15 protein-coding genes, 1 pseudogene and 1 riboswitch are annotated in these 13,937 nt (G+C 45.0%); of the genes and pseudogenes, 13 read left to right on the top strand and 3 right to left on the bottom strand.

The annotated features are described in order from the left end of the window. Positions 1-95: 95 nt before the first annotated feature. Complete coding sequence (clpE, locus tag AR442_RS12685) at positions 96-2,192, bottom strand: ATP-dependent protease ATP-binding subunit ClpE (RefSeq protein ID WP_053285011.1); 2,097 nt, start codon at positions 2,190-2,192, stop codon at positions 96-98. Positions 2,193-2,593: 401 nt separating this feature from the next. Here clpE and AR442_RS12680 point away from each other — a divergent pair, with 401 nt between their 5' ends. The 6 genes from AR442_RS12680 (at position 2,594) to queF (ending at position 7,436) form a co-directional block, all read left to right on the top strand. Then, positions 2,594-3,631, top strand: coding sequence for a YkvI family membrane protein (locus AR442_RS12680; RefSeq protein ID WP_021493779.1), 1,038 nt, complete (start codon positions 2,594-2,596; stop codon positions 3,629-3,631). Positions 3,632-3,728: 97 nt separating this feature from the next. Continuing rightward, positions 3,729-4,850: a hypothetical protein gene (locus AR442_RS12675; protein WP_053285010.1), complete on the top strand. Its 1,122-nt coding sequence runs from the start codon at positions 3,729-3,731 to the stop codon at positions 4,848-4,850. 107 nt (positions 4,851-4,957) lie between these two features. Further along, a riboswitch (PreQ1 riboswitch) is annotated at positions 4,958-5,002 on the top strand. Between the two features lie 97 nt (positions 5,003-5,099). Continuing rightward, a complete protein-coding gene (gene queC / locus AR442_RS12670) occupies positions 5,100-5,759 on the top strand; it encodes a 7-cyano-7-deazaguanine synthase QueC (protein ID WP_003154679.1) in 660 nt (219 codons plus the stop codon). Further along, complete coding sequence (gene queD, locus AR442_RS12665) at positions 5,760-6,200, top strand: 6-carboxytetrahydropterin synthase QueD (protein WP_014417585.1); 441 nt, start codon at positions 5,760-5,762, stop codon at positions 6,198-6,200. Further along, positions 6,193-6,924 carry a 7-carboxy-7-deazaguanine synthase QueE gene (queE, locus tag AR442_RS12660; RefSeq protein WP_003154676.1) on the top strand — a complete coding sequence of 244 codons (732 nt, stop codon included), beginning with the start codon at positions 6,193-6,195 and terminating at the stop codon, positions 6,922-6,924. The genes queD and queE overlap by 8 nt, the downstream gene beginning before the upstream one ends. A 17-nt stretch (positions 6,925-6,941) precedes the next feature. Beyond that, entirely contained in the window at positions 6,942-7,436 is a 495-nt protein-coding gene (gene queF, locus AR442_RS12655; RefSeq protein WP_003154673.1) for a preQ(1) synthase, read from the top strand. Positions 7,437-7,953: 517 nt separating this feature from the next. Here queF and AR442_RS12650 read toward each other — a convergent pair. Continuing rightward, a complete protein-coding gene (locus tag AR442_RS12650) occupies positions 7,954-8,310 on the bottom strand; it encodes a winged helix-turn-helix transcriptional regulator (RefSeq protein ID WP_014417586.1) in 357 nt (118 codons plus the stop codon). Between the two features lie 168 nt (positions 8,311-8,478). On the opposite strand from AR442_RS12650, the gene AR442_RS12645 reads away from it, so the two are divergent. The 3 genes and pseudogenes from AR442_RS12645 (at position 8,479) to AR442_RS12635 (ending at position 10,199) form a co-directional block, all read left to right on the top strand. Continuing rightward, on the top strand, positions 8,479-9,225 hold the full coding sequence (locus AR442_RS12645) for an SDR family NAD(P)-dependent oxidoreductase (RefSeq protein WP_014417587.1): 747 nt from the start codon (positions 8,479-8,481) through the stop codon (positions 9,223-9,225). 136 nt (positions 9,226-9,361) lie between these two features. Then, positions 9,362-9,574 (top strand): annotated as a pseudogene (locus tag AR442_RS12640) (tunnelling fold family protein); the annotation flags it as partial. Positions 9,575-9,923: 349 nt separating this feature from the next. Next, positions 9,924-10,199, top strand: coding sequence for a DUF3219 family protein (locus tag AR442_RS12635; protein ID WP_014417589.1), 276 nt, complete (start codon positions 9,924-9,926; stop codon positions 10,197-10,199). A 72-nt stretch (positions 10,200-10,271) separates the two neighbouring features. Here the strand turns inward: AR442_RS12635 and AR442_RS12630 are convergent, their stop codons facing one another. After that, positions 10,272-10,457: a YkvS family protein gene (locus tag AR442_RS12630; RefSeq protein ID WP_003154669.1), complete on the bottom strand. Its 186-nt coding sequence runs from the start codon at positions 10,455-10,457 to the stop codon at positions 10,272-10,274. Positions 10,458-10,620: 163 nt separating this feature from the next. On the opposite strand from AR442_RS12630, the gene AR442_RS12625 reads away from it, so the two are divergent. The 4 genes from AR442_RS12625 to stoA all read left to right on the top strand — a co-directional run bounded on the left by AR442_RS12625 (position 10,621) and on the right by stoA (position 13,727). Continuing rightward, positions 10,621-10,815, top strand: a complete 195-nt coding sequence (locus AR442_RS12625; RefSeq protein WP_014304905.1) for a hypothetical protein — start codon at positions 10,621-10,623, stop codon at positions 10,813-10,815. A 275-nt stretch (positions 10,816-11,090) separates the two neighbouring features. Next, entirely contained in the window at positions 11,091-11,714 is a 624-nt protein-coding gene (locus AR442_RS12620; RefSeq protein ID WP_014417591.1) for a cell wall hydrolase, read from the top strand. A gap of 115 nt (positions 11,715-11,829) precedes the next feature. Next, entirely contained in the window at positions 11,830-13,170 is a 1,341-nt protein-coding gene (locus tag AR442_RS12615) for a polysaccharide biosynthesis protein (RefSeq protein ID WP_003154663.1), read from the top strand. A 62-nt stretch (positions 13,171-13,232) separates the two neighbouring features. Next, complete coding sequence (stoA, locus tag AR442_RS12610) at positions 13,233-13,727, top strand: endospore biogenesis thiol-disulfide oxidoreductase StoA (RefSeq protein WP_014417592.1); 495 nt, start codon at positions 13,233-13,235, stop codon at positions 13,725-13,727. Positions 13,728-13,937: the final 210 nt, after the last annotated feature.

Here is a 13,937-nt window from a genome sequence, read left to right as displayed (position 1 = left end):
GAGAAATTGTTCCCGAATTCTTCACAGTTTCTCCCTTCCGGCATGGAGAAAGAAACAAAAAAGCGGCTCCCCGAAAGGAGGGGACCGCTTTTTTCTTATTGTGCCCGGACTTTGATGCCGTCCTCTTCCATTACGACATGGAAGGCTTTTATTTCGTTGTCATCCAATAAGAGATCTGTCATTTCGTCCTCGATCAATTCTTGGATGGTTCTTCTGAGCGGGCGTGCTCCGAAAGCGGGGTGGTAGCCGATTTCAGCGATTTTTTCTTTCGCATCATCGGTGACGCTCAGGCTGATGCCGCGCTCTTTTAATGTGTCTTCAAGCTCTGTGAGAAGCAGGCTGACGATTTTCACGAGATGTTCTTTTTTCAGGGATTGGAATTCAATAATGCTGTCAAACCGGTTTAAAAACTCCGGTTTGAAGAACGCGCTCAGTGAATCAATCAGCGTTTGTTCTTCCAGGACGCTCTCTTCAGATTGGAATCCGACTTTCACCTGTTTTTCGCCGGTTCCAGCGTTGCTTGTCATAATCAAAACGGTATCTTTGAAGCTGACCGTTCTGCCCTGGCTGTCTGTCAGACGGCCGTCCTCCATAATCTGCAGAAACATATGCTGGACATCAGGGTGGGCTTTTTCAATCTCATCGAGCAGCACGATGCTGTACGGATTGCGGCGCACTTTTTCCGTTAATTGACCGGCTTCATCGTGTCCGACATATCCCGGCGGTGAACCGATGATTTTTGATACGGCGTGTTTTTCCATGTATTCACTCATATCGAGACGGATAATGGAATCTTTTGTACCGAACAGTTCATCTGCGAGTGTCTTTGATAACTCGGTTTTTCCGACTCCGGTCGGTCCGACAAAGAGGAAGGAGCCGACAGGTCTGTTTTTGGATTTTAAGCCGGCGCGGCTTCGTCTGACCGCTTTTGCCACTTTTTTCACGGCTTTTTCCTGACCGATGACACGCTGATGAAGATGCTCTTCAAGTTCCTTCATTTTGACTTGTTCATCAGCCTGGAGTTTTCCGACCGGAATGCCTGTTTTCTGTTCAACGATGGCTTGAATATGCTCCGCACCGATTTCAGGTGAAGAGGCCGGTGTTTCATGCGCCAGCTGCTTTTCCAAAGCCGCTTCTTCATCACGCAGTTTCGCGGCAAGCTCATAATTTTCTTCATGAAGCGCTTTTGTTTTCTCCGCGTCAATTGCTTTGAGTCTCTCAGCCGCATCTTCTTCATTTACGGTATCAAGCTCCAGGTTCGCCTTAGAGCCGGCTTCATCTAATAAGTCGATCGCTTTATCCGGCAGGCGGCGGTCCTGAATGTAACGGGATGAAAGCGTAACACAGGCGTTTATCGCTTCATTGCTGAATGTGACGCCGTGGTATTTCTCATATTTATCTTTAATGCCTTCCAGAATGCTGATGGCTTGTTCTATTGTAGGCTCGTGAACCATGACGGGCTGGAAGCGTCTTTCAAGCGCCGCATCTTTTTCAATCTGGCGGTACTCTTTCAGCGTTGTCGCCCCGATGACCTGCAGCTCGCCTCTGGCAAGCGCCGGTTTCAGGATGTTCCCGGCATCCATTGATCCCTCGGCAGAGCCGGCGCCTACAAGAAGATGAATCTCATCAATGAATAAGATGACGTTTTTCCGTTCTTTTAATTCGTTCATTAATTGTTTCATTCTTTCTTCAAACTGGCCTCTGATCCCTGTATTGGCGACGAGAGAAGCGACGTCAAGCAGGTAAAGCTCTTTGTTTTTCAATTTGTTCGGCACATCGCCTTCAGCGATTTTAAGCGCGAGGCCTTCTGCAATAGCCGTTTTACCGACGCCCGGCTCACCGATCAGCACCGGATTGTTTTTATTCCGGCGGTTCAAAATTTCAATTACGCGCGCCACTTCATTATCGCGGCCGATCACAGGGTCAATCAGACCTGCTTTTGCGCCGTTTGTGACGTTTTGAGCGAGCTCGTCGAGCAGGCCTTTTTCAGGGCCGGACTGCTGTTTATTTTGATTGGGAGCGAAACCTTGCTCAAACGGGAATCCGAATGATTGCGGCCCCATGCTCATAGACGGTTTTCGGGTTAATTCTGTATAACATGTTTCACATAAAACGAATTGTTTTTGAATGGAATTGACTTGCATGTTCAGGCGAATCGTCGCCTCGTTTTTCTGACAATGTTGACAACGCATTTGCCAAAACCTCCTCGAAAAATGTTTGATCATCTTTGACCAAATGGATTAGAAAATAAGGCCGAAACTTTGACCTTCTTTGATTATTAGTATACTCTGACCTTCTTTGACTTTCAAGTATTTTGTTTCAAACCCCGAAAAATAAATGTTTACAGCATGATAAGTGATATTCGTGAGGTTTGATTATTTTTGACCAATATAGTCAGAAAGGAAATGGAATGATTTGACCTTTCTTGATGAAGAGTATACGCCGGCCCTTTTTTTCTTTCAATATTTTTGCTTAGAGGAGAGAGCTGAATCTGTTTTCTCCGGGGAAGGACGATTTGTTCGTCTTTTCGGGAGACTTGTCTCATAAGCATATATAAAGGCCTGGACAAATCTGCGCTTAGCCGGAGGGTGAAATGGGACAAACAAAAGGTTCTGCAAGTCAGCTTGCATTTGTATACGTAGGCACGGTTGTAGGAGCCGGTTTTGCCACGGGACGGGAAATCGTTGAGTTTTTTCTGAAGTTCGGCTGGATCGGTCTGTTCGGTATCGTGGTAAGCGGTCTGATGTTTACATATTTAGGCGCCAAAATCATGATCATTTCCAAACGGATTCATGCAGCATCTTATCAGGAATTGAACACATATTTATTCGGCCAGTCCATCGGCCGCGCCGTGAACATGTTTATGATGTTTATATTGCTGGGAGTGACCTCTGTCATGCTGTCCGGAGCTGGGGCGCTGTTTCATGAACAGCTTGGATGGTCCGCACAAGCGGGGATCCTTCTGACGATCGTACTGAGCTTTGCCGTCATGACAAGCGGTGTTAAAGGTGTGGTCGGCGTCAATATATTGGTTGTGCCGCTTTTAATTTCTTTCTCTTTTATCGTGACAGCTGATTCATTTGTATTTACAAGCACGAGAAACGCGGACGAATGGGTATGGCCTGACAAGTGGAACTGGCTTTTGTCCGCCGTCTCTTACGGCGCGTTAAATTTATCGCTCGCCCAAGCCGTCCTTGTGCCGCTTGCGAACGAAATGTCTTCAGAGAAGGTGATCAGAAGGGGAGCTTATTTAGGCGGCGTTCTGTTGACACTGGTGCTTGCCGCGAGCTTCTTATCATTATCGGTGCTGCCGGATGTGCTGGAGTTTGACATTCCGATGGCTCAAGTCGTCTATTCGTATTCGCGTTCGCTTCATATCATTTATTTGTTTATTATTTTCGGGGAAGTGTTTACGTCGGTTATCGGCAATTTATACGGATTGGAAAAACAATTAAACAGTTTTCTTCGTATAAAAAGTACATATATTTACGGCGGCATTTTGGCGTTTGCTTTCATTATCAGCCAAATCGGTTACGGGCAGCTGATTTCCACCGTTTATCCGGTGTTTGGGTATGTGAGCCTCGCTTTCATCGGCGCATTGATTTGCAAAAAAATCCCGAAAGAAAAATAAGGATATAAGGAAAATGTCTGTATTTTTTGGGAATTCCCCTTCTTTTTTCCTGCCATTTCTGTATAATGAATTGGGAAATGATGGGGAGGAGTAAGAGATGAAGGATCGACGTGTATTATTGGGATTTATTTTTATTTGTATCGGCATTGTATTTTTTTTACAGAAGGCGGGAGTTATACATATATCCGCAGGTTCGGCGTGGCCGTTTCTTTTCATTATAATGTCCGCAGGATTTCACGCCGGATTTATTTTTGCGAAAAAAACGACTGAACAGGCGGGACTGCTCGTTCCGGGCGGTATGTTTCTTGTGCTGGGCTGCCTGTTTTGTTTTGAGACCGCAACGGGATGGACGTATTCAGGCGTGACGTGGCCTGTTTATATATGGGCGCCTGCTCTCGGTCTGTTTGAGCTGTGGTATTTCGGCGGGAGGAAGTTAGGTGTATTGATTCCTGCTTTCATCCTGACTGCCGTGGGAGCACTATGCTTTGCCGGTATGCTGATGCCGGGGCTGTGGCCGCTTTTGATCATCGCAGCCGCGCTTTTGTTTCACGCCGCTGCCTTTATGCAGCCGAAAAAAAGATCGGGCCTTCTTATTCCGGGCGGCATTTTGCTTGTGACGGGCGGCTTGTTATGGTTTGAAACGCTGACGGATTGGACATACGCAAATGTGACATCGCCTGTCTACCTCTTTGCCGTTGCGTTCGGCCTGTTTGAAGCCTGGCTGTTCGGCAGAAGGCAAAGAGGGCTTTTGACTGCTGCTGCGGTTCTGTGCGCCGCGGGCATTTTCGGCATATTCACCAATGCAAATGAAGTCATCAGCGAACGCGGCTGGCCCGCTCTCATTCTTTTGCTGGGCGCCGCTTTTCACATTCCGATTTTTGGCCCGAAACCTGTCAAAAACGCGGGACTTCTCGTACCGGGCGGCATCTTGTTGATTACGGGGATCTTGTTTGTCTTTGAAACGGCAACCAATTGGTCCTACTCCGGTGTGACATGGCCTGTTTACCTGCTTGCAACGGCATTCGGTTTATTTGAGCTGTGGCTGTTCGGCGGGAAAGAGAAGGCGCTGCTCATCCCGGTTGCGGTGCTGACCTTGACAGCACTTTGCTTTATGATGACGAATCAGCCGATCATTCCGGTTTCTGTTTTCTGGCCTGCTTTATTTGTTCTGATCGGGATTGCGCTGATGGTATTTCCGGGGAAAAAACGCGGGGCCTAATCCCGCTTTTGCAGCCTGACACAGGTTCAGGCTGTTTTTTTATTGTCACGGGAAACAACATTATGGTATGATAGCGAAAGTGAAAAAAGAAGAAAATCCGTATGTATGCGGGAGAGGTTCTAGCTACACCCTCTATAAAAAACTAAGGACGAGCTGTATCCTTGGATACGGTTTTTTTATGTTTTTTTAGGGCGCCTTCTCCGAAAAAGGCGCTTTTTTTATGGAATGATAGATAAGGGAGAGAAAGACATGAAAAAAGAAAAAGCAGTTGTGGTGTTCAGCGGAGGCCAAGACAGCACGACTTGTTTATTATGGGCTTTGCAAAACTTTGAAGAAGTGGAAACCGTTACATTCCATTATAATCAGCGTCACCAAGAAGAAATCGATGTGGCAAAATCGATTGCCGAAAAGCTCGGTGTCAAAAATCACTTGCTTGATATGTCTCTTTTAAATCAGCTCGCGCCGAATGCGCTGACAAGAGATGATATCGAAATTGAAGCGAAGGACGGGGAACTGCCGACAACCTTTGTGCCGGGACGAAACCTTGTATTTTTATCCTTTGCATCGATTCTTGCATATCAAATCGGCGCGCGCCACATTATCACCGGTGTTTGCGAGACTGATTTCAGCGGCTACCCGGACTGCCGTGACGAGTTTGTCAAATCCTGCAACGTCACCGTCAACTTGGCGATGGAAAAGCCGTTCGTCATTCATACGCCGCTTATGTGGCTGAACAAAGCGGAAACGTGGAAACTTGCGGATGAGCTCGGCGCGCTTGATTTTGTAAAGAATAACACACTGACTTGCTATAACGGCATCATTGCGGACGGATGCGGCGAATGCCCGGCATGCCTGCTCCGCAATAAAGGATATGATGAATATATGAAAATGAAAGGAGAGCGGAACTAATTGCTTTCTCAAATTTACCCGCAGGTTCAGCATCCTTATTCGTTTGAGTTGAATAAGGATATGCACATTTCAGCCGCGCACTTTATTCCCCGCGAAAGCGCCGGAGCGTGCAGCAGAGTCCACGGGCACACGTATACAGTAAATATTACAGTTGCGGGGGATGAACTGGACGATTCAGGCTTTCTCGTGAATTTCAGCGTGCTGAAGAAATTGGTGCACGGCGCTTATGACCATACATTGCTGAATGACCATGAGGAATTTTCTGATGATGACAGATATTCACTGCCGACGACCGAGGTCGTGGCCAAAACGATTTACGATAAGGTGCAGTCCTACCTCGAAACACTGGAGAATCAGCCGGTCTGCGTGCAGATTTTTGTCAGGGAAACCCCGACAAGCTATTGCGTATACCGCCCGAAAAAAGGTGATAGGAATGGCTAAAGGAATTCCGGTTTTAGAAATTTTCGGACCGACGATACAAGGGGAGGGCATGGTTATCGGCCAGAAAACCATGTTTGTCCGCACGGCGGGCTGCGACTACTCCTGCAGCTGGTGCGACTCCGCTTTTACATGGGACGGCTCAGCCAAAAAAGATATCCGCTGGATGACGGCGGAAGACATTTACCGCGAGCTGAGAGAAATCGGCGGAGACGCCTTTTCCCATGTCACCATCTCAGGAGGAAACCCGGCGCTGTTAAAGCAGCTTGACGCGCTGATTCTGCTGCTGAAAGAGCACGGGGTGCGCGCCGCTTTAGAAACGCAGGGAACGGTCTATCAGGATTGGTTCACAATGATTAACGACCTGACGATTTCACCGAAGCCGCCAAGTTCGGGGATGACAACCGATTTTGCAAAGCTCGATCACATTGTGTCTTCGCTTGATGCGGCAGAAAGGCTTAACGCGGTCAGCTTAAAGGTCGTCATTTTTAATGATGAAGATCTGCAATTCGCGAAAACCGTGCACAAGCGGTATCCGAATATCCCGTTTTATCTTCAGGTCGGAAACGATAATGTCCATACGACGGACGACCGGGCATTAATCGCACATCTGCTCGGAAAATACGAAACACTCGTTGATAAGGTTTCAGCCGATTCGGATCTGAATCTCGTCAGAGTCCTGCCTCAGCTGCATACGCTGCTTTGGGGCAATAAACGGGGAGTTTAATAGAAAGGGAGATTTATATGACAAGAAAAGAATCAGAATTAGAAGGAGTTACGCTCCTGGGGAATCAAGGGACAAACTATTTATTTGAATATGCGCCGGAGGTTTTGGAATCATTTCCGAATAAACACGTGAACCGTGATTATTTCGTAAAATTCAACTGCCCGGAATTTACGTCGCTTTGCCCGAAAACGGGACAGCCGGACTTCGCAACCATCTACATCAGCTATATTCCGGATGAAAAAATGGTGGAAAGCAAATCGCTGAAGCTGTATCTTTTCAGCTTCCGCAACCACGGAGATTTCCACGAGGACTGCATGAACATCATCATGAATGACTTGATCGAATTAATGGATCCGCGTTATATCGAAGTATGGGGCAAATTCACGCCAAGAGGCGGAATCTCCATTGACCCGTATACAAACTACGGCAGACCGGGAACAAAATATGAAAAAATGGCCGAACATCGGATGATGAATCATGATATGTATCCGGAGACGATTGATAATCGGTAATTATTCCGCTGTGTGATACGGAGTGTGAAACGAAGTGGAGTTACAGTAAAATCCGAACATTCAGTGCTGATTTTAGCGGAATTGTGACCCGACTGTGACCCGAAGTGACCGGAGTGTGACCCGCACTAAGCTCAATAAAAGTTTGACCTGAGGTGCAACCTGAACTGTGACTTTTATGCAGTGAAAAATTGATAGTACAGAAGCAGATTAAGGCGTACAATTTGTACGTCTTTTCTTTTTTATCCGAAAGAAAAAATGCCTATCTAGAGATCATAGGCATTAAATATGATTATCAATATCTTCATTTATTTTTTGGCTAAGTTTCTGAACCTTCTCTTTAACAATTGAAACAGCTCTTTTTTGAATTTCATCAAAGTTCTCCTGAATATAGTCGATGACACTTCTTATTAGAACTTCACTTTCAAAATTGAATATCTCATTTATTTCTGACTGTTCTTCATCTGTTAGGTGATGGTATTGAAGTTGTTTAGCATTTACTTCAGCAGCTACATCAATCCTAACTTAGTTGTTCTGGTTGTACAATTTCATATTCACCTTCTGCATACTCTTGCTCCGCATAATGGCCTCCCCATTGACAGAGCTCCTGCAAGATAGGTTTAAGAGATTCTCCAAGTTCAGTGGATGAATATTCAACCTTCGGCGGTACTTGATTATACATCTTTCTGCTCACAAGTCCACTGGCTTCAAGCTCTCTAAGTGTTTGAATCAGCATTTTCTGAGTTATATTTGGGATAATGCGCTTTAATTCACTCGTTCTCTTTGGTCCATTCATTAAAAAGTATAATACAAGCCCTTTCCATTTTCCGCCAATAACTTCCTTTGTCACTTCAAACCCGCAGCTAAATTTTTTCATGTCTAAAGCTCTCCATTCCACATTTATTACTTTTTAGTTACTATATCACAAAAAAGTGGGTACTTCCGATAATGTGCTTACTGAAGGATACTATATCTTGTAAGTTGTTCTTCAAGTACTTAAAGGTACTAGACATAAAATAAAATTAATTCTAAAGGAGTGTTAAGTATGGGTAAATTTGAAGGTAAAATAGCGCTTGTAACGGGTGGAACAAGTGGGATTGGTCTTGCTGCAGCACAAAAATTTGTAAACGAAGGTGCATATGTTTATATCACGGGACGCAGACAAAACGAACTTGATAAAGCAGTTAACCAAATTGGCAAGAACGTAACCGGTGTTCAAGGTGATATTTCTAAGCTTGAAGACTTAGACAAACTATATGACATTATAAAGCAGGAAAAAGGTAAGTTGGACATTCTTTTTGCTAATGCAGGCATCGGCAACTTCCTTCCATTAGGTGAAATTACTGAAGAGCAGGTTGATAGAACGTTCGACATTAACGTTAAAGGAACCATCTTTACTGTTCAAAAAGCGTTATCACTATTCCCGGACAAAGCAGGTTCTATTATTGTAACGGGCTCTACTGCTGGATCAATTGGCAACCCAGCGTTTAGTGTATATGGAGCATCTAAAGCAGCATTAAGAGCACTAGTTCGCAACTGGATTCTTGACCTAAAAGGTACTGAAATCCGTGTAAATGTGGTTAGTCCAGGAGCTATTCTTACACCTGCCTACGATGAGCTTTTTGGTGATGCACTTGAAGAAGTAATGGAAAATAGCAGAAATACTGTTCCAGCTGGAAAAGTTGGGACACCTGAAGAAGTAGCAAACGCTGTATCTTTCCTTGCTTCAGACGAAAGCAGTTACTTGACGGGTGTTGAATTGTTCGTAGATGGCGGGCTAGCACAGGTATAATTTCCCTGCGCAGAGATTACAAATAGTCCCCAAAAAAGGTTAAAATCAATCGTTTGGTAAGGTGTGAAATTGGTGTGACTTCATGATTAATGTCTAGAGCAAGTACTTATGGGACAAGACTTTGACCTGCCTTTTCTTCCACGAGGATTGCATGAACATCATCATGAATGACTTGATCGAATAAATGAACCCCCGCTGCATTGAAGTATGGGGCAAATTCACGCCAAGAGGCGGAATCTCCATTGACCCGTATACAAACTACGGCAGACCGGGAACAAAATATGAAAAAATGGCCGAACATCGGATGATGAATCATGATATGTATCCGGAGACGATTGACAACCGTTAATTTTCAGACGGAGTACGGTCTCGGAATATAACCTAAATACCCCCGCCTTTTAAGCGGGGGTATTTTTCGTCTGTGCCGCGCCGCCAAAAAGGTGCATGATATTTGCACAGAACTTCTATAAGGAAAGGAGAGATCATTTGGAGAAAAGAAAAAGACGAGTAAACCCGGGGGGAGTGTACTCGCCGCTTCAATACGTGACGGGTGCTGGATGGCAGCTCGTCTGTTTTATTATAAAATAGGGAACGTATGTTTGTAAAGACCTGCGCTGTTTTTTCTCATTCGGAGCGGATCAATTGTAAAGGAATGGTCAGCATGATAGCATGTCCTGTAAAAAGAAGGAGTGTTCGTTATGGAGCCGTTAGAGTTAAACGGTGTAAGGCTGAAAATGTATGATTGTAAAGAAAGTGCGGGCAAAAACGGCCGCATGATTTCATTTGTATTGAAGGTGACCTCTGAAACGTATCATGATATTGCCGTCCTTTTGTATGAAAAAACATTTGACATCAAGGCGCCCGAGCGCGGGCTTGAATTCCGCGGTAAAATAACCAACTACTATACATCCGTCACAAATCTTTACAATAAAGATGAGACCGGTGATTTTTATGTAGAAATGACCGAGATCTGAATTCATTTGAAAAAGCTGCCGGGCGGCAGCTTTTGTGCGGGATATGTAAATGGTTCGGATGTTCGGGGGGGTTTAATAGGAGTCTCTGATGATTTTATAATTCTTATGGTTGACGACAGTGAGGGAATCTAATTCAAGGTCACGATAATTATCCATGATGGTTACATCAACGATGACGGAGTTTTCATTTACTTTTTCAACAATACCGGTTAATCCGTTTTTAAATTCAATGACGTTTCCAACCTTAGCAATTTTCACGAGCTTCCTCTCCTTTATCATAAATCCTGTTTGAAAATATTTTGCAGTATTTTCTTTAAGAAGTAAAGCGATATGGGTATCAGCCCGCTCAATCATTGTCCCGGCGGGGGAAAGATGGTATATTGTTTTTCGGGAAAAAGCCGAGAAAAGGAGGCTGTATTCGTTGCTGCCTGAGGAAATTTCAGAACGTATCAACCAAATGCGCACCGGTGAAATCAAAGAATTCAGGGTGCAGAAAGAACATTTTCTTGCATTTCGAGCGGTTTTGTCGAAGCAGGAAGATTTTAAGCATTTCCGCGGTATTGCCCAGCAGGGCGGGGATGTTATATTCCAGTATTTAGAACAGCCAAGAAGCTGACGGCTCCTCGCACTTGAGGAGTCTTTTTTTTGTTTTTTAGTTTCTCATTTCATCTGGCTGTAACAGATGTAAACAAAATGTAAAATCCCTCCGATGGATACTTTTACTGCTATTTGGTTAATGTTGTGAAAATGACGGCTGTTTTCCTGCCAATAACAAGGCTGTTAACGAACTTCTTCCATCATAAAAGCTGATTGGGAGCACTGGAAAATCTTTAACCGTGAATTTGCGCACAGCTCTTGTTAAGGTAGTGAAGTATTTAAGGAGGAAATCGTATGACGACAAAATTTGCTGCCTTGGCTGTCTTTTTTCTATGTTTTATGCCTGCATCAAAAATTGAACATACAGAAGCTCTGTTTACTTTTGCGAAGAAGCCAAAGCAAGAACCCAGCACACTGGTTGCTGATTTAAATAAAAAAAGCTCGGTTCCGAAGCTTTCAAAAACGGATCATAAGCATTCTATCCAACCGATAAAGCTGTCATCTCACCAAGAGAAGAAAGCAAAACCGGAAGAGACGGCTTATCAGCCGCCGAAAAAAACGTATTCCCGCGCTGACAGACAACTTCTGGCACGTCTCGTTCACGCAGAAGCGAAAGGTGAATCTTATAAAGGGAAGGTTGCGGTAGCCAGCGTAGTGCTGAACCGCACTGAAAAAAACGGCTTCCCGGATACCATTCGGGGTGTGATCTATCAAAGGAATGCATTTGAACCGGTAGCAAACGGAAGCATTAATCAAAAGCCGGATAAGGATTCCGTCGCCGCCGCAAATGAGGCGCTTGACCATCCGGGCAGAGAAACGAACGCGTTGTTTTTCTACAATCCGAAAACGGCATCTGACCACTGGATCCGTTCCCGAAAAATTATCGAACGGATCGGCAGACACGTATTTGCGATGTAAGCATAGCGGGATCAAAAATATCCCGGCTATGCTTTTTTCAATTTTGAGAAATCGAAAATATTTTCAGAACTTGTCTCATATGATGATGGAAGAACGAGAGACAAGGAGAGACACCATGAATCGATTTGTGAAAGGGATCATTCTTTTATCCATCGCCGCCTTTTTCGCGGAATGTCTGGAATTTGTCGTGAATATGATACTGGCGCGGGAGCTTGGCGAGCATGGGATGGGGCTTTACATGAGCATCCTGCCCACCATTTTTTTAATTATCGTGATCGCCAGTCTGGAGCTTCCGATCTCTATTTCAAAATTCATCGCGGAATCCAATCAGAAGCTGCATGAAAGCATGCTCCGGCATGCCTTCAGAATGACCGCCGTTTTTACCGCGTTTTCAACCGCGGCCGCAAGCATCGCGCTGCCGTTCATTCCTGTATTCGATACGTATCACCCGTTTATTAAAGGGATTGTCATCGGGCTGATTCCAGTCGTCGCTTTTACATCCATCGCCAGAGGTTATTTTATGGGTGTGCAGCAAATGGGAAAAATCGCGGTTGCGAATGTCTTGAAAAAAATCATTCAAGTGCTTTGTCTGTTTATCTTTTTTCAATGGTACTCTTTTGAAATTGATATGGCCGTGCTCATTTCGTTATTTGTGCTGGTCGCAAGCGATGTTGTGGTGTTCGTTTACTTGTATACGCAGTTTATTTTGGCGCGGAGGGCGCTTTCCGGCCATCAGCACATTCATCTTCGCGGGAAAGACGTGCGGAAACGCCTCCTGGCCGTATCCATCCCGACAACGGGACTTCGTATATTTCATGCGGTGACAAACGCCATTGAACCCTTTTTAGTGAAAGGAGCGCTGCTGGCGTCCGGGGCAGCCGGGACCGCCGCGATTGATCAATACGGCATGCTTGCCGGTGTAGCGATGACAATCGGTTCGTTTCCTGCATTTATCGCCCATTCGCTGATGGTCGTCATGATTCCCAGCATTTCAGAAGCGTATGCGCTGTCCCAATATGATATTGTGCTGAAACGGCTGAGACAAGCGATTTTTATTACATTCGGCTACGGCATTCCGGCAGTCTGGGTCATGTTTCAGTTCGCGGGCCCGCTGACCCATTTGTTTTTTCAGTCTCCGGAAGCGCAGTATTATTTGCAGCTTTTGTGGCCGTTTTTTCTTTTTCACCTGTTTGTGATGCCGCTTCAGGCCTGTCTGATCGGCATCGGCCACGTGAAAACGGCGTTTTATCATAACGTATGGAGCAGCATTGTAGGGCTTTCGATGATGTATGTGCTCGGTTCTATGCCGGAATTGCAAATGCTCGGCATTATACTCGGCATGAATACCGGCATGATTCTTCTGACAAGTTTACATTACGCGACGATCTGCAAAGACCTCGGTGTCTCCGTGTTTTTGACGGGCGGCGGAAGAACAGCGCCCCGGATCGAAAGCTGAAAAGGCTGATACATTTCAATAAGGAAGGGCAAGCTATCCGAAACGCGTGAAAGGAAGATCATATGCATAAAAACCGCCTAATTGTATGTGCAGTCCTTTTGATAGCTGCCGCCGTCTGGATGCCTGAAGCAAACGCCTCATCAGAAAAACAGGCAGTTCCCGCCGTGTTTCTGATGAAGACGATTGAAGGAGACGAGATATCGATTCCGAATAAAGGGCAGAAAACGATATTGCATTTTTGGACATCGTGGTGTCCGCCGTGCAAAAAAGAACTGCCGCAGTTCCAAACGTATTATGAACAGTATCAGTCCGATGATGTAAGCCTTGTAACGGTAAATCTGATGAATGCCGAGCGAAACAAAAATACCGTTCAAAACTTTGTCAGTCAGCACCATCTCACTTTCCCGATTGTTCTTGACACGAAAGGCGAGCTTATGAAGGAATACGATGTCATGACGATTCCCACGTCATTTCTGCTGAATGAAAAAGGAGAAATCGAAAAAAAGATCGTCGGTCCGATGACCGCCTCACAATTAAAAGAATGGTCAGAGAAATAAAAAGGTGCGGGAGGAATTCCTCCCGCACCTTTTTTGCATATAATGAACAGCTGAAGAAACACTAATGATAATTATTATCAAAAAGAAATTAAAACAATTATAATTGAAATCTTCCGCCGGCATGCTATAATAAAGAAAACACTGCGATAACACTGTGAAAATGCTGCCTGTCAGGCGGCTGTTTTGCTTTTATCGGGGAATTGAAGATGA

The sequence above is a fragment of the Bacillus velezensis genome (assembly GCF_001461825.1).
Classification (GTDB): Bacteria; Bacillota; Bacilli; order Bacillales; family Bacillaceae; genus Bacillus; species Bacillus velezensis.
Note: the sequence above shows the minus strand (reverse complement) of the source record. Positions and strands in the feature narration are given on the sequence as shown.

Excerpts from the sequence above, each read along its gene's own strand:
- clpE (WP_053285011.1), bottom strand. The coding sequence starts at position 2,192 with ATGCGTTGTCAACATTGTCAGAAAAACGAGGCGACGATTCGCCTGAAC.
- AR442_RS12680 (WP_021493779.1), top strand. The coding sequence starts at position 2,594 with ATGGGACAAACAAAAGGTTCTGCAAGTCAGCTTGCATTTGTATACGTA.
- AR442_RS12675 (WP_053285010.1), top strand. The coding sequence starts at position 3,729 with ATGAAGGATCGACGTGTATTATTGGGATTTATTTTTATTTGTATCGGC.
- queC (WP_003154679.1), top strand. The coding sequence starts at position 5,100 with ATGAAAAAAGAAAAAGCAGTTGTGGTGTTCAGCGGAGGCCAAGACAGC.
- queE (WP_003154676.1), top strand. The coding sequence starts at position 6,193 with ATGGCTAAAGGAATTCCGGTTTTAGAAATTTTCGGACCGACGATACAA.
- queF (WP_003154673.1), top strand. The coding sequence starts at position 6,942 with ATGACAAGAAAAGAATCAGAATTAGAAGGAGTTACGCTCCTGGGGAAT.
- AR442_RS12650 (WP_014417586.1), bottom strand. The coding sequence starts at position 8,310 with ATGAAAAAATTTAGCTGCGGGTTTGAAGTGACAAAGGAAGTTATTGGC.
- AR442_RS12645 (WP_014417587.1), top strand. The coding sequence starts at position 8,479 with ATGGGTAAATTTGAAGGTAAAATAGCGCTTGTAACGGGTGGAACAAGT.
- AR442_RS12635 (WP_014417589.1), top strand. The coding sequence starts at position 9,924 with ATGGAGCCGTTAGAGTTAAACGGTGTAAGGCTGAAAATGTATGATTGT.
- AR442_RS12620 (WP_014417591.1), top strand. The coding sequence starts at position 11,091 with ATGACGACAAAATTTGCTGCCTTGGCTGTCTTTTTTCTATGTTTTATG.
- AR442_RS12615 (WP_003154663.1), top strand. The coding sequence starts at position 11,830 with ATGAATCGATTTGTGAAAGGGATCATTCTTTTATCCATCGCCGCCTTT.
- stoA (WP_014417592.1), top strand. The coding sequence starts at position 13,233 with ATGCATAAAAACCGCCTAATTGTATGTGCAGTCCTTTTGATAGCTGCC.